The organism is Brevundimonas sp. FV1ye7S, from assembly GCF_058680995.1.
In genome coordinates, this window is sequence record NZ_CM178726.1 from 2797850 (window position 1) to 2821732 (window position 23883).

At 67.1% G+C, this 23883-nt stretch carries 29 protein-coding genes; 14 read left to right on the forward strand and 15 right to left on the reverse strand.

Going from position 1 to position 23883, the window contains the following annotated elements:
- Positions 1-146: 146 nt before the first annotated feature.
- Positions 147-1679, forward strand: coding sequence for a DEAD/DEAH box helicase (locus tag ACW18C_RS13660; RefSeq protein ID WP_197019757.1), 1533 nt, complete (start codon positions 147-149; stop codon positions 1677-1679).
- Between the two features lie 116 nt (positions 1680-1795).
- On the opposite strand, the gene ACW18C_RS13665 is transcribed toward ACW18C_RS13660, so the two are convergent.
- Complete coding sequence (locus ACW18C_RS13665) at positions 1796-3118, reverse strand: OmpP1/FadL family transporter (protein WP_492071476.1); 1323 nt, start codon at positions 3116-3118, stop codon at positions 1796-1798.
- Between the two features lie 349 nt (positions 3119-3467).
- On the opposite strand from ACW18C_RS13665, the gene map reads away from it, so the two are divergent.
- The 7 genes from map to ACW18C_RS13700 all read left to right on the forward strand — a co-directional run bounded on the left by map (position 3468) and on the right by ACW18C_RS13700 (position 7677).
- Complete coding sequence (gene map, locus ACW18C_RS13670; protein WP_492071477.1) at positions 3468-4286, forward strand: type I methionyl aminopeptidase; 819 nt, start codon at positions 3468-3470, stop codon at positions 4284-4286.
- 54 nt (positions 4287-4340) lie between these two features.
- Positions 4341-5072 carry a RadC family protein gene (gene radC / locus ACW18C_RS13675; RefSeq protein ID WP_492071478.1) on the forward strand — a complete coding sequence of 244 codons (732 nt, stop codon included), beginning with the start codon at positions 4341-4343 and terminating at the stop codon, positions 5070-5072.
- Positions 5069-5593 (forward strand): GNAT family N-acetyltransferase, encoded by a 525-nt coding sequence (locus tag ACW18C_RS13680; protein WP_492071479.1) that lies wholly within the window; start codon positions 5069-5071, stop codon positions 5591-5593. The genes radC and ACW18C_RS13680 overlap by 4 nt, the downstream gene beginning before the upstream one ends.
- A 56-nt stretch (positions 5594-5649) precedes the next feature.
- Positions 5650-5892: a BolA/IbaG family iron-sulfur metabolism protein gene (locus ACW18C_RS13685; RefSeq protein ID WP_492071480.1), complete on the forward strand. Its 243-nt coding sequence runs from the start codon at positions 5650-5652 to the stop codon at positions 5890-5892.
- Positions 5893-5896: 4 nt separating this feature from the next.
- Positions 5897-6805 carry an aldo-keto reductase family protein gene (locus ACW18C_RS13690; protein WP_008261640.1) on the forward strand — a complete coding sequence of 303 codons (909 nt, stop codon included), beginning with the start codon at positions 5897-5899 and terminating at the stop codon, positions 6803-6805.
- Between the two features lie 81 nt (positions 6806-6886).
- Entirely contained in the window at positions 6887-7240 is a 354-nt protein-coding gene (gene grxD / locus ACW18C_RS13695; protein ID WP_008264037.1) for a Grx4 family monothiol glutaredoxin, read from the forward strand.
- Entirely contained in the window at positions 7240-7677 is a 438-nt protein-coding gene (locus ACW18C_RS13700; RefSeq protein ID WP_008258943.1) for an acyl-CoA thioesterase, read from the forward strand. Before grxD ends, ACW18C_RS13700 begins: the two co-directional genes overlap by 1 nt.
- Here the strand turns inward: ACW18C_RS13700 and ACW18C_RS13705 are convergent.
- The gene (locus ACW18C_RS13705) at positions 7661-8044 is read right to left on the reverse strand and encodes a hypothetical protein (protein ID WP_008260732.1); all 384 of its coding nucleotides are present in this window, start codon (positions 8042-8044) and stop codon (positions 7661-7663) included. The genes ACW18C_RS13700 and ACW18C_RS13705 overlap by 17 nt on opposite strands.
- A 272-nt stretch (positions 8045-8316) precedes the next feature.
- On the opposite strand from ACW18C_RS13705, the gene ACW18C_RS13710 reads away from it, so the two are divergent.
- Positions 8317-9414 carry an NADH:flavin oxidoreductase/NADH oxidase gene (locus ACW18C_RS13710; RefSeq protein WP_492071481.1) on the forward strand — a complete coding sequence of 366 codons (1098 nt, stop codon included), beginning with the start codon at positions 8317-8319 and terminating at the stop codon, positions 9412-9414.
- 7 nt (positions 9415-9421) lie between these two features.
- Here the strand turns inward: ACW18C_RS13710 and ACW18C_RS13715 are convergent, their stop codons facing one another.
- Positions 9422-9796: a hypothetical protein gene (locus ACW18C_RS13715; RefSeq protein ID WP_492071482.1), complete on the reverse strand. Its 375-nt coding sequence runs from the start codon at positions 9794-9796 to the stop codon at positions 9422-9424.
- A 182-nt stretch (positions 9797-9978) separates the two neighbouring features.
- Complete coding sequence (gene rpsD / locus ACW18C_RS13720) at positions 9979-10596, reverse strand: 30S ribosomal protein S4 (RefSeq protein ID WP_008260153.1); 618 nt, start codon at positions 10594-10596, stop codon at positions 9979-9981.
- A gap of 252 nt (positions 10597-10848) precedes the next feature.
- Between rpsD and ACW18C_RS13725 the strand changes: the two genes are divergently transcribed.
- On the forward strand, positions 10849-11055 hold the full coding sequence (locus ACW18C_RS13725) for a hypothetical protein (RefSeq protein WP_492071483.1): 207 nt from the start codon (positions 10849-10851) through the stop codon (positions 11053-11055).
- A gap of 21 nt (positions 11056-11076) precedes the next feature.
- Here ACW18C_RS13725 and ACW18C_RS13730 read toward each other — a convergent pair whose 3' ends face one another.
- Together ACW18C_RS13730 and ACW18C_RS13735 are read right to left on the reverse strand one after the other, a co-directional pair.
- Positions 11077-12012 (reverse strand): MBL fold metallo-hydrolase, encoded by a 936-nt coding sequence (locus ACW18C_RS13730; protein WP_492071485.1) that lies wholly within the window; start codon positions 12010-12012, stop codon positions 11077-11079.
- A gap of 81 nt (positions 12013-12093) precedes the next feature.
- Positions 12094-12705 carry a superoxide dismutase gene (locus ACW18C_RS13735; RefSeq protein ID WP_008263343.1) on the reverse strand — a complete coding sequence of 204 codons (612 nt, stop codon included), beginning with the start codon at positions 12703-12705 and terminating at the stop codon, positions 12094-12096.
- Positions 12706-12851: 146 nt separating this feature from the next.
- Here ACW18C_RS13735 and ACW18C_RS13740 point away from each other — a divergent pair, with 146 nt between their 5' ends.
- Positions 12852-13154, forward strand: coding sequence for a hypothetical protein (locus ACW18C_RS13740; RefSeq protein ID WP_492071486.1), 303 nt, complete (start codon positions 12852-12854; stop codon positions 13152-13154).
- Positions 13155-13163: 9 nt separating this feature from the next.
- On the opposite strand, the gene ACW18C_RS13745 is transcribed toward ACW18C_RS13740, so the two are convergent.
- The 5 genes from ACW18C_RS13745 to ACW18C_RS13765 are packed head-to-tail and all read right to left on the reverse strand — an operon-like array spanning position 13164 to position 16722.
- Positions 13164-13391 carry a hypothetical protein gene (locus tag ACW18C_RS13745; protein WP_183198411.1) on the reverse strand — a complete coding sequence of 76 codons (228 nt, stop codon included), beginning with the start codon at positions 13389-13391 and terminating at the stop codon, positions 13164-13166.
- Positions 13392-13406: 15 nt separating this feature from the next.
- A complete protein-coding gene (locus ACW18C_RS13750) occupies positions 13407-14375 on the reverse strand; it encodes a DUF4350 domain-containing protein (RefSeq protein ID WP_492071487.1) in 969 nt (322 codons plus the stop codon).
- 2 nt (positions 14376-14377) lie between these two features.
- Positions 14378-15211 carry an S-formylglutathione hydrolase gene (fghA, locus tag ACW18C_RS13755; RefSeq protein ID WP_492071489.1) on the reverse strand — a complete coding sequence of 278 codons (834 nt, stop codon included), beginning with the start codon at positions 15209-15211 and terminating at the stop codon, positions 14378-14380.
- Positions 15211-15597, reverse strand: coding sequence for a VOC family protein (locus ACW18C_RS13760; RefSeq protein ID WP_008264038.1), 387 nt, complete (start codon positions 15595-15597; stop codon positions 15211-15213). Before ACW18C_RS13760 ends, fghA begins: the two co-directional genes overlap by 1 nt.
- An 18-nt stretch (positions 15598-15615) precedes the next feature.
- Entirely contained in the window at positions 15616-16722 is a 1107-nt protein-coding gene (locus ACW18C_RS13765) for an S-(hydroxymethyl)glutathione dehydrogenase/class III alcohol dehydrogenase (protein ID WP_035308526.1), read from the reverse strand.
- 166 nt (positions 16723-16888) lie between these two features.
- Between ACW18C_RS13765 and ACW18C_RS13770 the strand changes: the two genes are divergently transcribed.
- Positions 16889-17764 carry a LysR family transcriptional regulator gene (locus ACW18C_RS13770; RefSeq protein WP_492071490.1) on the forward strand — a complete coding sequence of 292 codons (876 nt, stop codon included), beginning with the start codon at positions 16889-16891 and terminating at the stop codon, positions 17762-17764.
- 197 nt (positions 17765-17961) lie between these two features.
- Positions 17962-18663, forward strand: coding sequence for an NAD-dependent deacylase (locus ACW18C_RS13775; RefSeq protein WP_492071491.1), 702 nt, complete (start codon positions 17962-17964; stop codon positions 18661-18663).
- Between the two features lie 60 nt (positions 18664-18723).
- Here ACW18C_RS13775 and ACW18C_RS13780 read toward each other — a convergent pair whose 3' ends face one another.
- On the reverse strand, positions 18724-19275 hold the full coding sequence (locus ACW18C_RS13780; RefSeq protein WP_008263328.1) for an OmpA family protein: 552 nt from the start codon (positions 19273-19275) through the stop codon (positions 18724-18726).
- A 377-nt stretch (positions 19276-19652) separates the two neighbouring features.
- Between ACW18C_RS13780 and ACW18C_RS13785 the strand changes: the two genes are divergently transcribed.
- Positions 19653-20489 (forward strand): hypothetical protein, encoded by an 837-nt coding sequence (locus tag ACW18C_RS13785; protein WP_492071492.1) that lies wholly within the window; start codon positions 19653-19655, stop codon positions 20487-20489.
- Positions 20490-20548: 59 nt separating this feature from the next.
- On the opposite strand, the gene ACW18C_RS13790 is transcribed toward ACW18C_RS13785, so the two are convergent.
- The 3 genes from ACW18C_RS13790 to ACW18C_RS13800 are packed head-to-tail and all read right to left on the reverse strand — an operon-like array spanning position 20549 to position 23853.
- Positions 20549-21358, reverse strand: a complete 810-nt coding sequence (locus ACW18C_RS13790) for an RNA methyltransferase (protein WP_492071493.1) — start codon at positions 21356-21358, stop codon at positions 20549-20551.
- A 9-nt stretch (positions 21359-21367) separates the two neighbouring features.
- Entirely contained in the window at positions 21368-22837 is a 1470-nt protein-coding gene (locus ACW18C_RS13795) for a tetratricopeptide repeat-containing sulfotransferase family protein (RefSeq protein ID WP_492071494.1), read from the reverse strand.
- The gene (locus tag ACW18C_RS13800) at positions 22837-23853 is read right to left on the reverse strand and encodes a phospholipase C/P1 nuclease family protein (protein WP_492071496.1); all 1017 of its coding nucleotides are present in this window, start codon (positions 23851-23853) and stop codon (positions 22837-22839) included. The genes ACW18C_RS13795 and ACW18C_RS13800 overlap by 1 nt, the downstream gene beginning before the upstream one ends.
- Between the last annotated feature and the right edge of the window lie 30 nt (positions 23854-23883).

Here is a 23883-nt window from a genome sequence, read left to right on the forward strand (position 1 = left end):
GTCCATCTCGGACCTGTCTGTAGAAGCCGCCGGCCCCTCAAGTTCATTCGCTGCCCGGACACGCGGGGCGGCGCCCGATCCACCCCGCAGGCTTCATTCCGAAGCCCGGCCGGGACTGGCGGTGCGCGGCCCTACGGCGTCATGCCATGGCTGAAAGCGCCCTGCCGCACGCGAAAGACACTGCTGTGAGCACCACATTCGAATCCATGGGCCTGAACAAGGCCCTTCTCCAGGCGCTGGCGTCGGAAGGCTACACCAAGCCGACCCCGATCCAGGAAAAGGCCATCCCCGACGTCATGCAGGGCAAGGACCTGCTGGGCATCGCCCAGACGGGCACCGGCAAGACCGCCGCCTTCGCCCTGCCGATCCTGCACCGCCTGGCCGAGAACCGCATCGCCCCCAAGCCGCGCACGACGCGCGTGCTGGTCCTGTCGCCCACGCGTGAACTGGCCACCCAGATCGGCGACAGCTTCAAGGCTTACGGCGCCCACCTGGGCTTCCGGGTCGCGGTCATCTTCGGCGGCGTGAAATACGGCGCCCAGGAGCGGGCCCTGCAACAGGGTCTGGACATCCTGGTCGCGGCGCCCGGCCGTCTGCTGGACCACATCCAGCAGAAGAACCTGGACCTGTCCTCGACCGAGATCTTCGTCCTGGACGAAGCCGACCAGATGCTGGACCTGGGCTTCATCAAGCCGATCCGCCAGATCGTCAGCCGCATCCCGGCCAAGCGCCAGAACCTGTTCTTCTCGGCGACCATGCCGACCGAGATCGGCAAGCTGGCGGGCGAGCTGCTGAAGGACCCGGTCAAGGTCCAGGTCACGCCGCAATCCACCACCGTCCAGCGCATCAGCCAGTCGGTCGTCCACGTCGAACAGGGCCGCAAGCGCGCCCTGCTGACCGAAATGTTCAGCGATCCCGAGTACACGCGCTGCCTGGTCTTCACCAAGACCAAGCACGGCGCCGACAAGGTCGCGGCCTATCTGGAAGCGGGCGGGGTCGAGGCCGGCGCCATCCACGGCAACAAGTCCCAGCCCCAGCGTGAACGCACGCTGGACGCCTTCAAGAAGGGCAAGCTGCGCGTCCTGGTCGCCACCGACATCGCCGCGCGCGGCATCGATGTGGACGGCGTCTCGCACGTCGTGAACTTCGAGCTGCCCCATGTGCCTGAGGCCTATGTGCACCGCATCGGCCGGACGGCCCGCGCGGGCGCCGACGGCACCGCCATCAGCTTCGTCGCCGGCGACGAGATGAAGCTGCTGAAGGATATCGAAAAGGTCACGCGCCAGAAGATCCCGGCCATCGACCGCCGCAACGACAAGGCCCTGGGCCAGCTGGACGCCACCATCATGGCGACCGGCGTCGGCAAGAAGGCGACCATGCCTGAACGCGAAGGCGGCGAGCGCAATGAAGGCGGCCGGGGCGGTCGTGGACGCAGCCGCGTGCCGCACCGCGACGGCGTCCGTCCGGAAGGCGGCGGCCAGCCCCATCGCCAGCGCCGCGCCCGTCCCGGCGAGACTCCGGCGGCTCCGCGTCCCGAGCGCGCCTACAACCCCCTGGCCGGTGAGCGCGTGCCCTCGATCAACGACAACGCCAAGCCTGCGGAAGGCGAAATGAAGCGCCGTCCCCGTCGCCGTCCGTCGAACGGCGGCAAGGGCTACGGCGGCGCGGCCAAGGCCTGATCCCCGCTCGCCACCCTCGGGCTTGCCCCGAGGGTGGCGGACCGGAAATCGGCGATAAAAAACGGCGGCTCCTTTGCAGGAGCCGCCGTTCTTTTTTCAGCCGATGGCTGTGGACCTTAGAAGTTCCAGGTCGCGCCCATCGAGAAGCCGACGCCGTGGCCCTTGGCCTCGCCGCGCAGGGTCGAGACAACCAGGCCGTTGCCATACACGTCGCGGGTGTCGTTGATCGTGGCCGTATCGATGTCGATATAGGTCACGGCGCCGTCGAAGGTCATGGAGCCCACGCTCTTCGACAGACCGGCGGTGTAGAGGAACCGGTCGCCGTCCGGGATACGCGCGGTGCGGTGATCGTCCGGCGTCGGGGTCGGGTCGTAGCCCAGGCCGGCGCGGACCGTCATGGTCGGATCGATCTTGTAGTCGAAGCCGATCGCGCCGGAGGTGACGTCGTCATAGTCCTGAACGATGGTCGAGGAACCGGACGTTCCATAGGTCACGCGGATGGCGTCGAACTCGCTCCAGCCGATCTGGTTGACCTGGGCGTTCAGCGTCAGGCGGTCGTTGACGGCGTAACGGGCCGAGACGGTAGCGTACCAGGGGGTGGTGAAGCTGGCGACGCCGTCAGCCGAGACGTTGGCGGCCGCCAGAACGCCGGTCAGGCCCGAGATGTTCACGGTGCCTTCCAGCTCGTGCTCGATCTTGGAGCGATAGGACAGACCCAGGTCCAGCTTGCCGAAATGCATCTGGGCGCCGGCGTTCCAGCCGTAATCCCAGCCGTCGCCCTCAAGCTGGTTGCGGCCGTCGGTGCTGGGCGAGACGGCATAGGTCGGAGCAAAGACGCCGGGGATGGCCACGTTCGGCAGGGCCGAGCTCAGGGTCGCCTTGGCGTACTGGGCGTCAAAGCCGGCGCCGATGTCCAGCCAGTCCGTGACCGTCATGGCGGCCACCAGGCTGACGTTGGCCGAGCGCAGTTCCGACGTCAGGGCGTCGTAGCGGGCGAAATCGGTCGGCTCGTACTTGGTGGTGAAGTTGAACGGCGCCTGGACGGCCATGCCGACGTTGAAGCGCTCGCCGATCGGCATGGAGACGGCGAAGTTCGGGATGATGCCGCTTTCGACCACGTTATGGACGTGCGGATCGCCGTTGACCGGCGCAGTCCGGCTGACGATGGCCGGGGTGGGGACGTTGTAGGTCAGGCTGGAGCCGCGATCATTGACGTCTGAGTCCAGGATCAGGCCGTGCATGCCGGTGTAGACCTGGCGCTGGGTTCCGGCGATCGCGGCGGGGTTCCACCACAGCGATTGCACGCCCTTGTCGGCGCCTTCGCCCGAGTTGGCGCGGCCCTGGCCGCGGGTCGATTGTTCCTGCACGTAGAACGAACCGGCCATGGCAGGCGCGGCGACGCCGGCCAGCAGGACGGTGGTCAGGGCGATGCCGCCCATACGAGCGAGATTCCTGGGAGTCATTAAGCCATTCCTATAGTGTTGCCCCCGCCATCAAACGCGGCGGTGGGTATCGGGGAGGGTTGTGCACGGCAGCGCTTTCGTCAGGAAAACGTTGCATGCGTGGCGGGTCTCGGCCGGGAAACGGGCGAAACTGTGTCGGAAAAATCGCACACGATCACACCGGCGAGAGGTTACGCGGCGGCAGGTTCATTCCGTCAGGCGACAGTGTCGTGCAACACACAGTCTGGCATGACGTCGGGTAAGGAATCCTTGACCGCCGCACAATCGCCTTGCGTATCCATGATAGGATGGTCATCTGAAAATACCCGCCGCTGCTGATTGAACCATGTACGAAACGCCCGATCTCGAAACCGACGCCCTGGTCCGCACCAGCGCCATCCGCATTCACCAGGCGGAGGACTTCGAGGGGATGCGCAAGGCCGGTCGTCTGGTCGCCGAGGCGCTGGACATGATCACCCCCCATGTTCAGCCGGGCGTGCTGACCAGCACGATCGACGACCTGATCCGCGAGTTCACTCTGGACCACGGCGGCCTGCCGGCGTGCCTGGGCTACAAGGGTTACGAGAAGACCGTCTGCACCTCGATCAACCACGTCGTCTGCCACGGCATCCCCGGCGACCGGGTGCTGAAGGACGGCGACATCGTCAACATCGACCACACGGTCATCGTCGACGGCTGGCACGGCGACTCAAGCCGCATGTATGCGGTCGGCGAAATCAACGCCCGCGCCAAGAAGCTGATCGATGTGACCTATCAGTCGCTGGAGCTAGGCCTGGAACAGGTCAAGCCGGGCAATACCTTCGGCGACATCGGTTTCGCCATCCAGAAATTCGTCGAGGCCCAGCGCATGAGCGTGGTGCGCGACTTCTGCGGCCACGGCATCGGCCGGGTCTTCCACGACAGCCCCAATGTCCTGCACTACGGCCGCAAGGGCGAGGGCGCCGTGCTGAAGCCCGGCATGTTCTTCACCGTCGAGCCGATGGTGAACCTGGGCAAGCCCCATGTGAAGGTCCTGTCCGACGGCTGGACCGCCGTGACGCGCGACAAGTCCCTGTCGGCCCAGTGCGAACACACCATCGGGGTGACGGAAGACGGGCTGGAAATCTTCACCGTCAGCCCGGCCGGACTGTTCCGCCCCAACTGAACCCTTGATCCCCCCTCGTCTTCCGCACAGGTTGCGGCGGGAGAGGCAGGGGACATGCTGGACGACCTGACACCCGAACCCAAACCGAAGCCGCGCCACAGCGGTCATCGCGACCGGCTGCGCGAGCGGGCGGCCAAGGGCGGGTTGGGCGCCCTGCCCGACTATGAGCTGCTGGAACTGCTGCTGTTCCGCTCGATCCCGTACAAGGACGTCAAGCCGCTGGCCAAGGATCTGCTGTCCCGGTTCGGCGGGTTGGAGGGCATAGGCGCCGCCAGTCACGAGGCCGTCGAGGACCAGGTGGCGCGGACCCTGGCCTATGTGCCCGGCAAGGCGACGCGGGCGGTCGCGCTGGACCTGCAGCTGATCTTCGACGTGACGCGCCGGATCGCGCGCGAGCCGACGGCGAAACGGCCGGTCATCTCGTCGTGGAGCGCTTTGCTGGCCTATGTCCGCGTGGCCCTGCAACATGAGCCGCGCGAGCAGTTCCGCATTCTGTATCTGGACAAGAAGAACCAGCTGATCCTGGACGAGGTGCAGAACCGCGGCACCGTCGATCACGCCCCCGTCTATCCCCGCGAGGTCGTGCGGCGCGCCTTGGAGCTGTCGGCCAGCGCCCTGATCCTGGTCCACAACCATCCGTCCGGCGACCCCACCCCCAGCCGCGCCGACATCGAGATCACGAAACAGGTTGTGCAGGCCGGCCGAGCCCTTAACGTCGAGGTTCACGACCATCTGGTCGTCGGCCGCGACGGGGTGGCCAGCTTCAAGCAACTGGGCCTGATGTGAACTCTGAAATTCTCAAGACTGAGAGGCTGGTTCTGACGCCGGTCGAGGTGAACGACCTAAGCTCCCTGATCACGCTTTGGGCCGACGAAGAATTCACCCGCCACATCACGGGTCGGGCCCTGACGAGCGAGGAGGTCTGGTTTCGGCTGCTACGCGACCTGGGACAGTGGAGCGTCGCCGGCTACGGCGCCTGGACCGTCCGCCTGGCGGACAACGGCTCCTATCTGGGCAGCGTCTCGATACTGGATCACCGACGACTGATCGATCCGCCTCTGGCCGACCCCGAACTGGGCTGGGGCCTTTCGCCGGCCTGCCAAGGCCAGGGCTTCGCTTTTGAAGCCGTGCAAGCGGTTCTGGACTGGGCGGACGTCCGCCTGCCGGCCGCACGCACTGTCTGCATGATCGCGCCGGAGAACCTCGCCTCCGTTCGGCTGGCGGAACGGGTCGGCTACCGCCCCTATGCGACGACGACATACAAGGACAGTCCGGTTCAGCTCTTTGAACGGCCGAAACAGGCGTAGCCCGGCATTAAGGTTTATCGGGCATGCTGAAGGGGAACGATCCGAGAGCCCCGCCCATGCCCATGTCCGTCGAAACCCTGCGCCAGCATCTGGTCGAGGCCTTTCCCGACGCCGAGATCGCCATCGACGACCTGGCCGGAGACGGCGACCACTATCGCGCCCGCATCGTCTCCAGCGCCTTCGCCGGCATGCCGCGCGTGCGCCAGCACCAGTTGGTCTATGCCGCGTTGAAGGGACAGATGGGCGGCGAACTGCACGCCCTGGCGCTCGAAACCGCCGCCCGGCCCAAGGAGGCTTGATCCCATGCGCTATCGCCCCTTCGGCGTGTCCGGCGCCGCCATTTCCAACCTGACCCTCAGCTTCGGGCTGGACAATCTGGCGCGCGGTCGTGAGGGCGCGCTGAACCTGCTCTATTCCGCCCTGGAAGCCGGGGTGAACTCCTATCGGCTCGAGACCGCCGATCCGGTTGCGGCCGAGGTGCTGGGCGAAGCCCTGGCCCATGTGGATCGCAAGCTGGTCTGTGTCAGCCTGACCCTGGGCGTCGGCGCAGGCCGCGAGGCGGCGCGCGATTTCTCGGCCGAAGGCATGACCGGCGCCATCGACCGGGTGCTGCATTTCTCGGGCCTGGGCTGGATCGATGTCGCGGTGCTGCACGAGCCGGGCGAGCACGAGCTGCCGCAGTCGTCGCTGAACGCGCTCAAGGCCCTGCGCGCCACCGGGCGCATCAAGCTGCTGGGCGTGGCGGGCGGCGGCGAGGTCATGGACACCTATGTCTCCACCGGCGCCTTCGACGCCCTGGTGACCCCGTTCGACATCAACGCCGACTGGAGGCTGCGCAATCGTGTCCGCGCCGCCCGCGAACAGGACATGTCGGTCTTCGCCTACGACTATTTCACGGACCGCCGCGCCAAACCGCGTGGAACCGAGCCTGTTGCGAAAAAGGGCTTCTTCGGCCTGGGCGGCGCGCCCAAACGTCCGCCCCAATCGCGTCAGAGCGACGCCTTCGGCTTCCTGTATCGTACGCCCAACTGGCCGGCCGAGGCGATCTGCCTCAGCTATGTCCTGACCGATCCGACCATCTCCAGCGTCATCATACGCGCCAATGACGTGGAACGGCTGAGCATGCTGGCCTCGACGCCGGAACGCGACCTGCCCCCGGGCCTGGCGGCCCAGATCGAAATGGGCCGGGTCACGGCCTCGGCCGCGGCCTGATCTCGAAGCATAGACGCGACCACGCCTTGACCCGGCCGTCGCCTCTCCCTAGCTGACGACCTTCACGAAAGGCCCTCTCCCGTGACCGACACCGTTCCTGCCGCCGATCCCGTCCACGCCTTCATCGGCGACACTGTCGCCCAGCATGACGTCGTGCTGTTCATGAAGGGCACGCCGGACCAGCCCCGCTGCGGCTTCTCCTCGCTGGCCGTCCAGATCCTGGACCATGTCGGGGCGTCCTTCGTCGGCGTCGACGTGCTGCAGGACGAAGCCCTGCGCGAGGGCGTCAAGAGCTTCACCGACTGGCCCACCATTCCCCAGCTGTATGTGAAGGGCGAATTCGTCGGCGGGTCGGACATCATCCGCGAAATGTTCCAGGCCGGCGAACTTCAGGCCCTGATGGCCGAGAAGGGCGTGCCGCTCGGCGAAGCCTGATGGCTCGCCCGGTCCTGACGCCGCGCGAGGATCGCGAGGTCTTCGTCGTGCCGCTGGAGGTCCGCCCCGAACACATCGACGCCAACGGCCACGTCAACAATGTCGTCTATGTCGGCTGGCTTCAGGACGTCGGCACGGCCCATTGGAACGCCCGCTTCGACGCGGAGACCCGGGCGCGATGCTCCTGGGTCGCCCTGCGGCACGAGATCGACTATCTGCGCGCCATCGCGCCCGGCGCGACCGGGATTGTGGCCCGGACCTGGGTGGGCGACCCGCAGGGACCACGCTTCAACCGCTATGTCCGCATCGAGGACGCCGAGGGCCGGGTCTGCGCCCAGGGCGTCTCGGAATGGTGTCTGGTGGACGCTGCGACCCTGAGGCCGCAGCGCATACCGTCGTCGATGCTGAAGGTGTTCGAGACTACTTCAGCGGATTGAGGATCCGCGCCGGCGCGCCGGGCTCCAGGCCCAGGTCGGCGTAGGTCCAGCGCAGTTCCACGCCGTCGGGCAGCAGGGCCTTGCACAGGTCCGGCTTGGTGCGACGCAGGGTGATCTCGGTCGGCGAATTCTCGGCCACGGACACTTCGAAGTCCGAAGCCTGGGTGCAGCCGTTGGAATCGACCCGGACGACCAGGGCGCCGTCTGCAAAGCGCGCCTCGCGAATGGCTTCGGCCGGCGGGGCGTCGTTGCGGGTCACGTTGACCGAGACGTTCTCGCCCGCATCGCTGTCATAGATGACGCAGGCCGACAGCAGCGGCGCGACGCACGCTGCGACCGCCAGACCCTTCAGCAGGCCGCGCATCATTGGTCCGACGCCGGGGCGGTGATGACCCGCGTGGTCGGCTTTTCGGTCGAGACGATGATGCAGCCCGACAGCAGCGGGGCGGCGATGGCGATGGCGAGAGCGAGACGAAGCATTGGTGTGATCCCCTAATGAGCTTGACGCTTTTGTGGCGCGCGTCGACGCGCCAGGCACGTGAATTTTCGGCAAGCCAGGTGAACAATCGGAAAGGTCGGGCCTTGATCGCGACTGCAACCGGCATAGCTACCGTCCTTCTCCCCTCCCCGGACGCCCCCATGAGCCAGCTCTTTTCGCCGCGCAGCATCGGCCCCCTGACGCTGAAGAACCGCATCGTCATCGCGCCGATGTGTCAGTATTCCGCGGTCGACGGCGTGCCCCAGCCCTGGCACGTCCAGCATATCGGCCGTCTGGCGGTGTCGGGCGCGGGCCTGGTCATCATCGAGGCCACCGGGGTGGAGGCCGCCGGCCGGATCACGCCCGACGACACCGGCCTGTGGAACAACGAACAGGAGGCCGCCTTCGCCGAGATCCTGCGCGGCATCCGAACCTATTCCCACACCCCCATCGGGGTTCAACTGGGCCACGCCGGCCGCAAGGCCTCGACCTCGGCGCCGTGGAAGGGCGGTCGCGCCCTGGGCCCGGACGAGGGCGCCTGGCAGACCTACGGCCCGTCTGCGCTGCCCTTCCGCGACGACTGGCACACCCCCGCCGAAATGACCGAGGCGGACATGGACCGGGTGATCGCCGCCTTTGAGGACGCGGCTCGCCGCGCCGACCGCGCCGGGTTCGACCTGGTCGAACTGCACGCCGCCCACGGCTATCTGCTCACCGAATTCCTGTCGCCCCTGTCGAACCACCGCGCGGACCAGTACGGCGGTTCAGCCGAGGCCCGGATGCGCTTCCCGCTACGGGTGGCCCAGGCTCTGCGCGAGGCCTGGCCCAGGACCAAGGCCCTGGGCGTGCGTTTCAACGGGTCCGACTGGGTCGAGGGCGGCGTGGCCCTGGACGAGGTGATCGCCTTCGGTCGCGCCCTGCATGAGATGGGCTACGACTATCTGCACCTGACCTCGGGCGGCAATGTCGCCCGCGCCGAGATTCCGGGCGCCGAGCCCGGCTATCAGGTCCGCTTCGCCGAGGCGGTCAAGCAGGCCGTGCCGGACGCCGCTGTCATGGCGGTGGGCATGATCTTCGATCCGCAACAGGCCGAAGACATCGTCGCCTCGGGCCAGGCCGACATCATCGCCATCGCCCGCGCAGCTCTGGACGACCCCAACTGGCCCCACCACGCCGCCGTGGCCCTGGGCCAGGGCGAGGGTCTGCCGCGCCAGTACGAACGGGCGGGCAAGGCGCACTGGCCGGGTTACGGCCGGTAAGCGCGGCTCAGGTCTGGGGCAGCTGATAGGGGTTGTTGACGCTGACGGGCGAGCCGGGCGCCAGGCCCAGTTCCTCGAACGACCATTTCAGCTCGACCCCGTCGACCAGGGGTTCCTTGCAGGTGTCCTCGTCGAGGCGGCGCAGGGTGATGACCGCATCGGCGCCCTTGATGCTGACGATGGGGATCAGGTCTTCCTTGCGGGTGCAGCCGTTGGAACTGACCCAGAAGACGGCCGCGTCCTTGGTGAAGGCGGCGGCGTGGATCGGTTCAAGCGCGCCGGGCATGCCCAAGGTCGAAACACTGGGCGCATCCCCCCCCGCGCAGGCGGATACGCCCGACACAGCGGCGATAAACGCCATAGATTTGAAGACGGCGCGCATCGCTTAGGCGGCCTCCCCTGCTCCGTCGAACCCTGAACAGCCCGAGAATGCGCCTGTTCGCCCCGGAAGGGAACAGGCCGATAAACGAAGGGCCCCGGACGGATCCGGGGCCCTTCCAACTCAATTTTCTGCTGCCGCTCAGATCGCCCGAGGGACGATCGCCGCGCCAGAGAAGGCTTCGATTACGAAGCGTAGTATTCGACGACCAGGTTCGGTTCCATCTTCACCGGATACGGCACGTCCGTCAGTTCCGGCACGCGGACGTAACGGACCGAGAACGAACGGTCGGACAGTTCCAGATAATCCGGCACGTCACGTTCCGACGACTGCTGGGCTTCGATGACCAGCGCCATGTTGCGCGACTTTTCCTTCACCGTGACGACGTCTTCCGGCTTCACGCGGTAGGAAGAGATGTCGACCTTCTTGCCGTTGACCAGGACGTGGCCGTGGCTGACGAACTGGCGGGCGGCCCAGACGGTGGGGACGAACTTGGCGCGGTAGACGATGGCGTCCAGACGCGATTCCAGCAGGCCGATCAGGTTTTCCGAGGTGTTGCCCTTGCGACGAGCCGCCTCGTCATAGGTCTTGGCGAACTGCTTCTCGGTGATGTTGCCGTAGTAGCCCTTCAGCTTCTGCTTGGCCTTCAGTTGCAGACCGAAGTCCGAAACCTTCGACTTGCGACGCTGACCGTGCTGGCCGGGACCGTAAGAACGCTTGTTGACCGGCGACTTGGCGCGGCCCCACAGGTTCTCACCCATGGCCCGGTCGATCTTGTATTTGGCGCTGTGGCGCTTGGACATTCTATTCTCTTTTCGACGATACGGCCCGGCATCCCCTCGATTGGGAATGCGATCTCAACGGCGGTCCACGCATCTTCCGTCATCAATCCCGCTTCCGGCGAACCGGAAACGTGGAAGGCGGCGCTTATCGCCACACAGCCCCCCGGAGTCAAGCCGTGGTGAGCGTTAAGCACGATGGACAGGAACCCCACGACCTCGGCCGATCTTTTTGTCGTCGGAGGCACATCTCCTGATCCCCTCGCGGAGGGCGAAATGGCGCATGCGACGACGACCGGCCTGACCGACGAGGCCTTTGACAGGCTGAAGCAAAAGCTGATCGACCTGGTCGAACCGCTGTCCGACAGCCAGTTGCTGGATCTCGCCGATGGGATCCACGAGTTGCTGCGTCAGCGACGCACCCTGCGGCAGCATCATGCCGAACGCATGACGGAACGCGCGCGCCTGGCGTCGCTGAGCTGACCCCGCGACGCCAGGCCACGATCAGGCGGCCGGCTGCGCCTCGCTGATGAACATCGCCCGGCCTTCCCGGGTCTGGATCTTCCCCAGGCCAGGGAAGGGGAAGTGATAGGCGTAGATGTGCGCGCCCGACGCCCGCAGGGCCGTGATTTCATCCAGACGCGCCTTCTTGCCCGCCGTCGGGTCGTCGTCATAGCCGACGGTCCAGTCCGGATGTTCGACCGACAGGACCCAGTGGTGCATCAGGTCGCCCGTATACAGCAGCTGGTTCTGACCATCGGCGATCAGATAGGCGACATGGCCCGGCGTATGCCCGGCCGTGTCCTGGGCCTCCACGCCCGGCGCGACCTCTTCATCTGGACGGAAGGCCTGGACCTTGGGCGCGATCACGCGGACCAGGTCCGCCATTTCCGGATTGGCGCGGATCGACGCCCATTCCGCATCCGACATCCGGATAGCGGCGTTGGGGAAGGCCGGGGCGCCGTCGGCGACCAGACCGCCCACATGGTCGGGGTGGCCGTGCGAGATCATCACGTCAGTGATGCTGGCCGGATCGACGCCGGCGGTCTGCAGGCTCTGCATCAACTGACCCTTGCCCGCGCCCAGACCGGCGTCGAACAACATGGTCCGGGCGCCGTTCCGCACCAGCAGCGGATGGATCTCCAGCATGATGGGATCGGCCGGTTGTCCTGCGGCGGTCAGTGGGGCGGCGACCGCCTGGGGCGTCAGGCCCACGCCGAAGACCTTGTTGTCGTTCGGCACGGGGTTCTGGCCGTCGAACAGGGCGATAGCGTCCAGTGCGCCGATCTTGAACCGATAGACAGGCTTCTCCGCCGGGGCGGCGACCGTCTGGGTCGGGTTCGGCGGCGCAGGCTCGCCGGATTTCTGATCGTTCGCCGCCGGGGAGCAGGCCGCCAGGGTCAGGGCCGTCACGGCCGCCGTCGCCATAAGAATCCGCATCGTTTCACTCCTGTGTGCAGGCTGAATCGAAAACGCCCGCCGGAGGTTCCGGCGGGCGTCGTCTTGTCGCTTAGGCCAAGCCTAGACGGCGGCGGCGTACAATTCGTTGACCTTGTTCCAGTTCACCACCGACCAGAAGGACTTCAGGTAGTCGGCGCGGCGGTTCTGGTATTTCAGATAATAGGCGTGTTCCCAGACGTCGGCGCCCAGGACGACCTCGCCGCGCTCTTCCACGACATCCATCAGCGGATTGTCCTGGTTCGGCGTGGAGGTGATCTTCAGCTTGCCGTTCTGGACGATCAGCCAGGCCCAGCCCGAGCCGAACTGTGCCGCGCCGGCGGCGTTGAAGTCTTCCTTGAACTTGTCCATGCCGCCCAGGTCGCTGTCGATGGCGGCCTTCAGCTCGGCCGAGGGTTCGCCGGTCTGATCGGCGGGGGCCAGCAGTTCCCAGAACAGGCTGTGGTTCCAGTGACCGCCGCCGTTGTTGCGCACGGCCTTGGGGGCGGTCGAGATGCTGGTGAAGATTTCTTCCAGCGACTTGCCCTGCAGATCCGCAGCCGCATCGATGGCCTTGTTCAGGTTGTCGACATAGGTCTGGTGGTGCTTGTCGTGGTGGAAGGTCATCGTCTCCTTGTCGATGGCCGGCTCCAGCGCGTCATAGGCGTAGGGCAGCGGGGGCAAGGTGAAGGCCATGTCTGTCTCCTGAAGACGGTTGTTCTGAACCCCATTTAGGGGCTGTGGCGTCTGACCCAAGCGAATTAATCCAGTTTTTGTTCAGCTTGGCCATTTGCATTGCCTGACAAGACGAACGATTGTCCATACGTCAATCGGAGGCTGTCATGTCGCGCATCGGATTCATCGCCCTGACGGCGCTGGCCGTTTCCGGAAGCGGTTGCACCAGTTTGCGGGCGCTGGATCAGGCCGCGACCGATCTGGCCAACCAGACGCCGACCTGCACCCAGGAACCCGCAGTCGGCATCGACAACTATGGCGGCAAGACCTGCACGATCACTCATACCGTTCGGTCCTCAACGACCACGACCACGACCACGACCGTAGAGGAAACAGGCAAGGAGCCCGTCACCACCCGCACCGTCACGACGCCGTCGGGAACAACGACCGAGATCGTGCCGACGCCGTAAGGGATAAAGTCAGCCGACGGGCAAGTTCGCCTTCAGGCATTCGCGCACGGCGCGCTTGACGTCGCCCGGCGCATTGGGCTCGTCCACGCCCTCGGCAGCGAAGACGGCGCGCACGGCGGCGTCCAGACCGGCCGGCAGTGCGGCGATCACGCGCTTTTGCCCCTTCTCATGCAGACAGAAGCCCACCTCGCGGCACAGGGCGGAAAACATCGGCTCATAGGGATCGGTGGCGCTCATCGCGCCCCTCTAGCATCAGGGGATGAGACGCGACAGCCAGTGCATCAGGTTCAGTGCGAACTGTTGGTCGTCATGGCCGCCGGTGTTCAGGCCGAAATGATAGGGTTCGCGGTCCGGCTGGTGAGGGAAACGCACGATCTGCGCGGTCAGCATGCCGGCTTCACCCAGCACCACGACCCTGCCCGCGCCGAACGGGAAGGCGAGCCCCTGGGCCGGCAGGGCGGGCCGCGCCAGCTCCGCCGTCACGACATCCACATCCTCGCCCGCGCGCAGGCGCTGCCGAATGGCCTGAAGGGTGGCGAGATCCGGCGCTTCGAACGCGTCGTCGCTCATCGCCAGCAACACGGTCGATCCGTCGGGCCCCTTGAGGGACTGGCCGGTGAAGGTCTTGACGATCTGCACGCCCTCGCCGCCCCCACGACCGGCGATGATCGGGTGATCCCCCAGCGCCTGTCGCGGAAAGACCAGATTGGCCGTGCCGTCGTTGCGAACAGATTGAAAGGCGTAGCCCTTGCCCATCGTCACGCCGAACCGAGCGCCCAGCGCCTCGGCCGCCGTTCCATGCGGCGCATGATCGGCCGCCAGCAGTAGCGACCCGCCACCTTCGACCCACTGCGCCATGGCCTCGATCTCGGCCTCGTCAAAGGCGGAAACGCGAGAGCCGTTCTCGGGACTGGCGGCGTTGGCGATCACCAGCACCGCGACCCCATCCAGCGCGCCCGGCGCATCCAGTCGCCCGCGCCCCGCGTCAACCCGATAGCCGTCGGCCCGCATGAGGGCGGCAAACCCGGCATATCGGCCGTCGATAGTCTGAAGGCTTCCATGCCCCTGATCGACACGGATCAGGGGTCCATCAGCCGTATAGGCTGGAACGGCGACCTGCGGACGCCAGTCGAGATCGCCCGCCTGTTCCTGCGCTGCGGCCAAAGAGGCGTTTAAGGCCACGAGCAGCCCCAGCATCAGGACCGAGCCGAGGCGCATCATCCTCAGGCCTTCAGCCGTTCAGCGTGGAAGGCGATGTGGTCGCCGATGAAGCTGGTCATGAAGAAGTAGGAATGGTCGTAGCCGGGCTGCAGCCGGATGGTGACCTTCTGACCGGCGGCGTCGGCGGCGGCCTGGAGCAGTTCGGACTTGAGCTGGTCGGTCAGGAAGCTGTCGGCGTCGCCCTGGTCGATCAGGATGTCGTCATAGACAGACTTGGCGGCGCCGGCCTCGATCAGTCTGGCGGCGTCGTGACGATCCCAGGCGGCGCGATCCTCGCCCAGATAGGCGGTGAAGGCCTTTTCGCCCCAGGGGCAGCGGGTCGGAGAACAGATGGGGGCGAAGGCCGAGACCGAGCGGAACAGGTCGGGATGGCGCAGCGCCAGGGTCAGGGCGCCGTGGCCGCCCATGGAATGGCCCGAGACCGACCGGGCGCCTGTGGTGGGGAATTCGGCGTCGATCAGGGCGATCAGTTCGTCCGTGACATAGGACTCCATGCGGAAGTGCGGAGCCCAGGGCGTCTGGGTCGCATCGACATAGAAGCCCGCGCCCTGGCCCAGGTCATAGGCCGGATCATCGGCCACACCCTCGCCGCGCGGCGAGGTGTCGGGCGCGACGATGATGACGCCGTGCTCGGCGGCGGCGCGGTAGGCGCCGGCCTTGGTGGTGAAATTGTCCTCGGTGCAGGTCAGGCCCGACAGCCAGATCAGCACCGGGAACGGCCCCTGCCCGCCCGGCGTGAAGACCGACAGGGTCATCGGCGTGCCGGTCACGGCGCTGTCGTGCTTCAGATAGCGCAGGGTTCCGCCGTGGACGATGTGGGTCTTGGTGGTCTGCATCAGTCGACGACCCGGTGCATGGCGCAGATCTTGTTGCCCGAGGGATCGCGCAGATAGGCGAGATACAGTTTGCCGAACGCGCCCTGGCGCAGGCCGGGCGGATCTTCGATCGTGGCTCCGCCGGCCTCGACGCCTGCCGCGTGGAAGGCGTCGACCATGGCCGTGTCCTTGGCCGCAAAACCGATGGTGCCGCCGTTGGCGTGACAGGCCGGCTCGCCGTCGATCGGCTTGCCCACGGCGAAGGCGCCGTGCGCCGTGCGCCACCAGTAGCGGCCCTTGGGATCCGGCCCCTGAGCGGAGTCGATGCCGAGAGCGCCGAGAGCGGCGTCATAGAAGCGGCGCGACGCCTCGATATCGTTGGCGCCGACGGTGACGTGGGTGAACATGCGTCTCTCTCCCTTGAACTAGAAGACCACCACCGACCGGATGCTCTCTCCGGCGTGCATCAGGTCGAAGGCCTTGTTTATCTCTTCCAGCGGGAAGGTGTGGGTGATCATCGGGTCGATCTCGATCTTGCCGTCCATGTACCAGTCGACGATCTTCGGCGTGTCGGTGCGGCCGCGCGCGCCGCCGAAGGCCGAGCCGCGCCACACCCGGCCCGTGACCAGCTGGAACGGGCGGGTGGCGATCTCCTTGCCCGCCTCGGCCACGCCGATGACGATGCTCTCGCCCCAGCCGCGGTGGCAGGCTTCCAGCGCCTGGCGCATGACCACCGTGTTGCCGGTGCAGTCGAAGGTGTAGTCGGCGCCGCCGCCGGTCAGTTCGACCAGATGGGCCACCACGTCCGGCACGTCCTTCGGATTGACGAAATGGGTCATGCCGAAGCGACGGCCCCACTCCTCCTTGTCCGGGTTCAGATCGACGCCGACGATCATGTCGGCGCCGACCATCTTCAGCCCCTGGATGACGTTCAGGCCGATGCCGCCCAGGCCGAAGACCACGGCGTTCGCGCCCGGCTCGACCTTGGCGGTGTTGACCACGGCGCCGACGCCCGTCGTCACGCCGCAACCGACGTAGCAGGCCTTGTCGAACGGGGCGTCTTTCCTGATCTTCGCCACCGCGATCTCGGGCAGGACGGTGAAGTTCGAGAAGGTCGAGCAGCCCATGTAGTGGGCGATGGCCTGGCCCTTGTAGCTGAAGCGCGACGTGCCGTCGGGCATCAGCCCCTTGCCCTGGGTGGCGCGGATCGAGGTGCACAGGTTGGTCTTGCGCGACAGGCACGACTTACACTGGCGGCATTCGGGCGTGTACAGCGGAATGACATGGTCCCCGACCGCGACCGAGGTCACGCCCGGCCCCACCTCGACCACCACGCCCGCGCCCTCGTGGCCAAGAATGCTGGGGAAGATGCCCTCGGAGTCCAGGCCGTCCAGCGTATAGGCGTCGGTGTGGCAGATGCCTGTGGCCTTGATCTCGATCAGCACCTCGCCGGCGCGCGGCCCCTCCAGATCGACCTCGACGATCTCGAGCGGACGTTTGGCCTCAAAGGCGACGGCGGCGCGGGTTTTCATAATTTTGGTCCTTCGGACGTCCCTACCGCTCGCCGCGCGGCGGCTTGCTACATGAGGAACAGGCTGGATGATGTGATCCTGTTCTAGGCCGCTCCCGGCATCGATGAAACGGCGATAAACGCAAAACATTATTGCCAGGCAGGGACAATCGTGTTGGACCCTCCGTATGAGCAGTCGTTGGGACGGGATCGACGAATTCACGGCGGTGGCTGAACAGGCCAGTTTCTCGACGGCGGCGAAGCGGCTGGGCCTTTCCACCTCTGCGGTCAGCCGAGAGATCGCGCGATTGGAGGACCGACTGCAGACCCGGCTGCTGAACCGGACGACCCGCCGGGTCGAACTGACCGATGCAGGCCGCGATTTCCTGGCGCGTTGTCGCCGGCTGATCGACGAAAGGGACGAGGCCCTGGCGGCCGTTCAGCCGGATGACAGCGCCCCGCGCGGCCTGCTGCGGATGACCTGTTCCGTCTCCTATGGAGAACGCTTCGTGGCCCCGGCGGTCAACCGCTTCGCCCGCGATCATGCCGAGCTGTCGATCGAGCTGGACCTGGATAATCGGCTGCGCGACCTTGTCGGCGACGGCTATGATCTGGCGATCCGGTTCGGGCATCTGACGGACTCGCGACTGATCGCCCGCCGACTGGCGTCACGACGGCTGATCCTGTGCGCCGCGCCAGCCTACCTGGCCCAGCGGGGCGCGCCGCGCGATCTGTCCGAACTGCCGGCCCACGATCTGCTGACCGGATCATCGGAACACTGGCGCTTCAGCGAGGGCGGGCGCGAGACCAGTTTCCGCCCCCAGGGCCGATGGCGCTGCAACTCGGGCGCCGCCGTGCTGGATGCTGCGATCCAAGGGCTGGGCCTGTGCCAACTGCCGGACTTCTATGTCACCGAGCCGCTTCGCGCCGGCGCCCTGACCGCCGTGCTGACAGAGCACCGCCCGCCCGATGAAGGCGTCTGGGCCGTCCATCCGCACCGCCGCCATGTTCCACCCAAGGTGCGGCTGATGATCGAACATCTGCGCGCCAGCCTGGCGGCTTGACACATCACGGGTCTGCATCGTCCACGCGCAATGATCGTGTCTGATCCAGCCGCGGGGGTCCCTGCGCCGACAGAGGACCCGGAACGGCCGGAACAACATCGCGCGCCGATGGATTCTTGGCCGGCCCGACTACGCCGCCTATCTGGCGAATTTTGGCGCTTGCTGACCGAGCCGCAGGTCAGGCAAACAATCGCATCATGAACCTCGTCGTCCTGACCGGCGCTGGCATATCGGCCGAAAGCGGCGTGCCCACATTTCGAGCCGAGGACGGCCTGTGGTGCGGGCATCGGGTCGAGGCTGTGGCGACGCCGGAGGGCTATGCGGCGGATCCCGCCCTGGTGCAGGACTTCTATAACCAGCGGCGGCGGCAGTTGGCGCAGGTTCAGCCGAACGCCGCCCATCGCGCCCTGGCCGAGCTGGCGGCGCGGTGGGAGGGGGATTTCCTGCTGGTGACGCAGAACGTGGATGATCTGCACGACCGGGCGCACGCCGAGGTCCCGCCGCGCGCCGGGTTCGAACTGATCCATATGCACGGCGAACTGCTGAAGGCCCGCTGCACCCGGTCGGGGGTGGTGATGGCCTGGGCCGGCGACATGGCGGCCGACGAAGCCTCGCCGCATCATCCGCAGGGGCGGATGCGGCCGCACATCGTCTGGTTCGGGGAGATGCCGTTAGCCATGGAGCGGATCGAGACGGCGCTGGAGACCTGTGACCTGTTCGTCTCCATCGGCACCTCGGGGGCGGTCTATCCGGCGGCGGGGTTCGTGCAGTCGGCCCGATACGCGGGGGCGCGGACGGTCGAGATCAACCTGGAGCCGACGCAGGGTGCGCGCCTGTTCGACGAGGGGGTGTACGGCCCGGCAACCCAGGCCGTGCCGGCCTTCTTCGAAACGTTGTAGATGCGAAAACGGCGGCCGCTGCGATGCGGCCGCCGTTCGGGTCTTCAGGTCTGCGAAACCTTAGGCGAGGACCACGATGGTCACGCGGCGGTTCTGCGACCGGCCCTCGGGGGTGTCGTTGGAGGCGACCGGCTCTTCCGGACCGTAGGAGATGGTCGACATCCGGTTCAAGGCGACGCCCTGGCGGTTCAGGAAGCGACGCACGGCCTCGGCGCGCTGCTCGCCCAGCTGGTTGTTGTGTTCGACCGGGCCGGTGGCGTCGGTATAGCCCTGGATTTCCAGATAGACGTTCTTGTTCTCGTCGCGCAGACGTTGGGCGAACTGGGCCAGGCGCTGCTCGGCCTCGGGCGACAGGGCCGAGGCGTCGGTCGGGAACTTCACGGAATCGTCCGACAGGACGACCTGATAGAGGAACTTGCCCTCGGCCAGTTTGTGGGCGTCGTTGGCGCGTTGCAGGGCCTGGCCCGCCGTGCCTTCGACCCCGGTGACGCGGGTGTCCACCACCTCGACCTGATCACGCACGAAACGATGGCTGGCGCAGCCGCTGGCCGCAAAGCCGAGGGCGATGAGGGCGCCGCCGACGACCGCCGTCCTGAGTTTCGATCTGCTCAAGTTCTGTCTCCTTCTTGCCGGGGGCGCCACACCCAGTTCATGCGCCAGATGAAAATGGCGTAGGCGACAAGGCGGAGTAATGACGTGCTTTAGGCCGGAAAATGTCAGCTTAGCTATATAATCCGAACCGAATTCGCATGATTATTGCGTCAGATCGGAACCGGAGCGCGAGCTGGTACGTTAGCCCGCCAACAGGCTACGCCCTGTGGCGGATGAACTGATCTATCGCTGATCTTGAACAGCGAGCGGTTGTATTCGCAACCATGCCACCGTCCTGCCGCGACAGAATGTTTTCAACAGGACGTCGTGATTTTTTACAGGGGTTGGCGACGGATGACCATGCGACCGATCATCTTCGACACATCACGGATCGGCGATTGAGCGCCGCGCGTCCCGACCGGACCCGGCGCTGGCCCCTGGCGGCCGCCTGCGTCGTCGCCGGCCATGCGGCCCTGGTGCTGGTCATGACAGCGGCGCGGCCGGAACCGCTCGCGGCGCCCCATGAAGCGGCGCCGGTGATGGTCGAACTGGTCGATCCGCCGCCTCCGCCCACTCCCATCCCCGCGCCCGATCCGGCGCCGACGCCCGACGCGCCGGCCGCAGCGGCTCAAACCCCGGCGCCGCCCAAACCCGCGCCCCAGCTTCGACCGCCCGCCGTGGCCGCTGCGCGTCCCCGAAAAGTCGTCGCCAAGCCGCCCCTGGACGTCGAGCCCCTGCCCGCCGCCCCCGCGCCGCCGGGACCGCCCCTGCCCCTGCTGGGCGCGGCTCAGTTGGCCGGCGCCGCCACGGTCGGATCGGGTCCGGGCGGCGGCGCTGGAAACGGCGTGGGCGGAGGCGGCGGGACGGGCGGATCCGGCGCCGGATCAGGCTCGGGCGGCGGGACTTGCGACATGGTCCGCTGGGTTCAGGACGCCGTGCGTGACGACGCCGCCGTGCGCCGCGCCGTCATCGCCGCCAGCGAAGAGATGGACGCCTCGGGCCGCGCCATCCTGGTCTGGAACGGCGACTGGCTGCAAAGCCGCAACCAGTCCGGCAAGGGCCTGGCCGGGGTGCGCCAGGCCATCGCCCTGGAGGTCGCCTTCGCCCCGGCCGAGTGCAGGACCCAGCGGATGACAGGCCTGGCCGTGCTGAAGCTTGAGGACGGCGCCGACGGCGCGCGGATCGCCCTGGGCAAGGGCAGCTGGCGCTGGTCGGATCTGCTGGGGGCGGGATGACGACCTCTTGCGTCATCCTCGGGCTTAACCCGAGGATGACGGGGAGAAGGAGCGACTCCTTATTCGCTCGCATTCCCCTTCGCCGCCCGTTCGGCCGCCAGCTTGGCCAGCACCCGCCCCCGTCCCTTGGCCAGGGCGTGGATGGCGCCGCGCATGGTGGCGACCTCCTGTTCGGAGAAGGCGGCGCGGCCCAGCATGACCCGCAGGTTCTGGCTCATCGAACGCTTCTTCTCGGGCGGATAGAAGAAGCCGCCGCTCTCCAGCTCCGCCTCCAGATGTTCGTACATGCCGACCAGCAGGTCGTTCGACGCCGGCGGCTCGCTGTCGCGGAAACGGGGCGGCGGGGCGTCCAGGATCAGGGTGCGCCACTCATAGGCGTTGATCGCCACCGCCTGGGCCAGGTTCAGCGAATGGTGTTTCGGGTCGATGGGAATGGTGACGATGCCGGCGCACAGGGCGATGTCGGTCGTCTCCAGCCCCGCGCGCTCGCCGCCGAACAACAGGCCGGTCTTCAGTCCCGAGGCGGTGTCGTCGTACAGGATACGGCCGGCTTCGCGCGGCGTCCGCACCGGCTGACGCGTCTCGCGCGGACGGGCGGTGGTTGCGAAGACGGTGTTCAGGTCGGCGACTGCCTCGGCGACGCTGTCGAACACCCGCACCCCCTCCAGCACCCAGTCGGCCCCCGAGGCCGTGGCCCAGGCCCGCTCCTGGGGCCAGCCGTCGCGCGGCGTGACTAGACGCAGGTCCGTCAGGCCGAAGTTGGCCATCACTCGCGCCACGGCGCCGATATTCTCGGCCATCTGCGACTTGTCGAGGATGACGGCAGGAGGCGTGAGGTCGGCGGCGGCGAAATCGGGGGAAGCGGACATGCCGCCTCCCTACCCGTCCAGACCGTAACGGACCAGAGCGGCGCGCAGATCGTCCAGATGTGGCGCATAGTTCTTCCATCGTCCCGAGGCGCGGGCGTACAGGGGCTCGCGCACCTGCCAGACGCTGGCGGTGCGGACCGGCCCCTGGCGCTGATGGAAGTCCATCACCGACGGCTCCCACGCCAGGTCGCAGGCCGCCACCAGATCGCGCACGGCCGGCTCGCCCCGCGCGACCAGGTCGTCGTAGTCGACCTCGTGCACGTCATCCGGCCAGACCGATTTCCAGTGCGCCGCCAGCCGTCGTTCCTGGGCCGTCCAGTGGGCGGCGTGCTCCAGGTCCAGCGCATAGGCCATGTCGTAGGACAGGTGCAGGAAGAAGACCGACAGTGCGTTGTCGATCGGATTGCGCACGGTGTGGATGATCCGAGCCTTGGGGAACAGGGTCTTGGCCAGGCCGATGTAGAGGATGTTGTCCGGCCGCTTGTCCGTGACGACGCCGACGCCGGGCACGCGCTCGCGCACGGCGTTCAGATAGACGTCGCGGATCTTGCGCCGACTGGCGTCGTCGAACACGCCCAGGGCTTCGGGGAAGGGATTGAAGACGTTGGCGGCCAGGGTCGGCAGCAGATCCAGCTCTCCGCCCGCACGCACGCCGCTGTGGCCGCCCAGAATACGCTCGACCAGGGTCGAACCGGACCGGAACATGCCGCAGATGAAGATCGGCGCCGCCTCGCGATCGTCGTCGTCCAGCGCCGCAACCGGGGCCGGCGTCGCCGCGATCAGCCGATCAACATAGGCTTCGGCCAGGGCTGGATCGTAGACCACGCCCTTGGCGCGAGCCAGGGCTGCGCTGATCTGGTTGGCGGCGACATAGGCTTGGAAGGCGGCGTCATACTCGCCCGCCACATCCAGGATTCGTCCCAGGGCGAAACCCAGGTCCGCCTGTTCCAGCCCCTCGGGCGTGGCGGCCAGGGCGGATCGCAGCCGACCGATCAGGGGATCGTCCGACGTCGTCGCCGCCTGCAAGCCCGCCAGCCGCGCCAGGGCGGTTCCATGGCCGGGATCTATGGCCAGGACGGACTCATAGGCCTGCCGCGCCTCGTCGCGTCGCCCGGCGTCCTCATGCAGATTGCCCAGGTTGAGCCAGGCGGGCGCATAGGCGGGCGCAATGGCGAGGGCGGTCCTTAGTTCGGTCTCGGCCGCATCTGGCCGGTTCAGATCCTCCGCGAAGATCACGGCGCGGTTCAGGTGGATTTCCTGCGGATCGCGCGCGCCCTGGGCCAGGGCCTGGTCATAGGCGGCCAGGGCGTCGTCAAGGCGACGCATACGCCTCAGAAGCCGCCCCAGATCGTACCAGACGTCGCCCAGCTCGGGCCGCTCGGCCACGACGGATTGATAGAGGACCACGGCCTCGGGGATGCGCCCTTGGCGCTCGAGGGTCGCGCCTTGCGCCAGGCGGACCTGGCCCGCGTCGGACATCAGTCTTCACCAACCATGGCGATCCAGGGATCAACGGTTCCAGCCTCGACCTCGGCCACCTTGACGGCGGGCCAGCCGATGGAGGCGCTGCCCGAGGCGGTCCAGGCGGTGGCGATGAAGTCGCGCAGTTCGGCGGCGCCGGCCGCCAGACGCTCATTGACGAAGGCGGCGCCGCGCGGATCGCTGTCGCGGAAAGCCCCGGCTTTCTCCAGCCGGTAGAAGGGGATGACCGTGCCCAGGGTGGTGGTCAGATAGGAGACGGTGCGCGCCTTGACGTCGAAACCGTCCAGATCGGCGGCCGGCATGGCGGCCTCGACCGCGTCCAGGCGGGCGACGCGGTTGGTGAAGGCGCCTTCGAACAAGGCATGGGTCTGGCGCGAATTGGTGAAGCCTTCGGGGTTCGGGAACTCGCCCCAGCCATTGTAGTGGATCGTCGTGTGATGGGGTTGCGACCCGTCGCCGACATAGTGGCCCATGACCCCGATGTCGCGCAGGATCAGGGCCTCGCGGCGCAGGCGGTCGGCCCGGTACCAGGCCTGGCGCTCCATATTGGTCTCACGTCTTTCGGCGGCGTTCAGCACGCGCCAGTAGGCGAAATCGCGGCCCAGATTCTGCCAGGCGTCGATCATGGCGTAGGGCAGATAGCCGGCGTCATCGACGTCCAGCCCCGCCTTGGTCAGGGCGGCGTCATATTCGGACTTCAGGCGGGGCAGTTCGGCCAGGGTCATGCCGCGCGGGTCGAAGACATGGCCGGCGTCGTCCAGGTCGATGAAATGGGCGGTGTCGCGTTCGCGGTCGTGGGGCTGGCCCGCGCCCTTCCAGCGGTCGGGTTCGCGCGCCAGCTCGCCGACGTCGGCGATGGCGCCGGGCGTCTTCAGAAAGCCCGGCATGTCGGCCGGCAGGGCGCGCATTGCGGCGATCCCGATCAGCCGGTGGCCGGTGTTGCCCCAGGCGTCGACCACGGCGGGGGTGGCGACAGCGACGAGAGCCAGGGCGGCGATGACGAGACGTTTCATGACGGACAAACCTCAGTGAGATCACGCCCG

Coding starts and splice junctions, on each gene's coding strand:
- ACW18C_RS13735 (WP_008263343.1), bottom strand. CDS start 12,705: ATGGCCTTCACCTTGCCCCCGCTGCCCTACGCCTATGACGCGCTGGAG.
- ACW18C_RS13710 (WP_492071481.1), top strand. CDS start 8,317: ATGAGCCAGCTCTTTTCGCCGCGCAGCATCGGCCCCCTGACGCTGAAG.
- radC (WP_492071478.1), top strand. CDS start 4,341: ATGCTGGACGACCTGACACCCGAACCCAAACCGAAGCCGCGCCACAGC.
- ACW18C_RS13685 (WP_492071480.1), top strand. CDS start 5,650: ATGCCCATGTCCGTCGAAACCCTGCGCCAGCATCTGGTCGAGGCCTTT.
- ACW18C_RS13795 (WP_492071494.1), bottom strand. CDS start 22,837: ATGTCCGACGCGGGCCAGGTCCGCCTGGCGCAAGGCGCGACCCTCGAG.
- ACW18C_RS13745 (WP_183198411.1), bottom strand. CDS start 13,391: ATGAGCGCCACCGATCCCTATGAGCCGATGTTTTCCGCCCTGTGCCGC.
- ACW18C_RS13770 (WP_492071490.1), top strand. CDS start 16,889: ATGAGCAGTCGTTGGGACGGGATCGACGAATTCACGGCGGTGGCTGAA.
- fghA (WP_492071489.1), bottom strand. CDS start 15,211: ATGCAGACCACCAAGACCCACATCGTCCACGGCGGAACCCTGCGCTAT.
- ACW18C_RS13790 (WP_492071493.1), bottom strand. CDS start 21,358: ATGTCCGCTTCCCCCGATTTCGCCGCCGCCGACCTCACGCCTCCTGCC.
- ACW18C_RS13740 (WP_492071486.1), top strand. CDS start 12,852: ATGTCGCGCATCGGATTCATCGCCCTGACGGCGCTGGCCGTTTCCGGA.
- ACW18C_RS13660 (WP_197019757.1), top strand. CDS start 147: ATGGCTGAAAGCGCCCTGCCGCACGCGAAAGACACTGCTGTGAGCACC.
- rpsD (WP_008260153.1), bottom strand. CDS start 10,596: ATGTCCAAGCGCCACAGCGCCAAATACAAGATCGACCGGGCCATGGGT.
- ACW18C_RS13760 (WP_008264038.1), bottom strand. CDS start 15,597: ATGTTCACCCACGTCACCGTCGGCGCCAACGATATCGAGGCGTCGCGC.
- ACW18C_RS13700 (WP_008258943.1), top strand. CDS start 7,240: ATGGCTCGCCCGGTCCTGACGCCGCGCGAGGATCGCGAGGTCTTCGTC.
- ACW18C_RS13750 (WP_492071487.1), bottom strand. CDS start 14,375: ATGATGCGCCTCGGCTCGGTCCTGATGCTGGGGCTGCTCGTGGCCTTA.
- ACW18C_RS13725 (WP_492071483.1), top strand. CDS start 10,849: ATGGCGCATGCGACGACGACCGGCCTGACCGACGAGGCCTTTGACAGG.
- ACW18C_RS13715 (WP_492071482.1), bottom strand. CDS start 9,796: ATGCGCGCCGTCTTCAAATCTATGGCGTTTATCGCCGCTGTGTCGGGC.
- ACW18C_RS13730 (WP_492071485.1), bottom strand. CDS start 12,012: ATGCGGATTCTTATGGCGACGGCGGCCGTGACGGCCCTGACCCTGGCG.
- ACW18C_RS13690 (WP_008261640.1), top strand. CDS start 5,897: ATGCGCTATCGCCCCTTCGGCGTGTCCGGCGCCGCCATTTCCAACCTG.
- ACW18C_RS13705 (WP_008260732.1), bottom strand. CDS start 8,044: ATGATGCGCGGCCTGCTGAAGGGTCTGGCGGTCGCAGCGTGCGTCGCG.
- ACW18C_RS13665 (WP_492071476.1), bottom strand. CDS start 3,118: ATGGGCGGCATCGCCCTGACCACCGTCCTGCTGGCCGGCGTCGCCGCG.
- ACW18C_RS13765 (WP_035308526.1), bottom strand. CDS start 16,722: ATGAAAACCCGCGCCGCCGTCGCCTTTGAGGCCAAACGTCCGCTCGAG.
- map (WP_492071477.1), top strand. CDS start 3,468: ATGTACGAAACGCCCGATCTCGAAACCGACGCCCTGGTCCGCACCAGC.
- ACW18C_RS13775 (WP_492071491.1), top strand. CDS start 17,962: ATGAACCTCGTCGTCCTGACCGGCGCTGGCATATCGGCCGAAAGCGGC.
- ACW18C_RS13800 (WP_492071496.1), bottom strand. CDS start 23,853: ATGAAACGTCTCGTCATCGCCGCCCTGGCTCTCGTCGCTGTCGCCACC.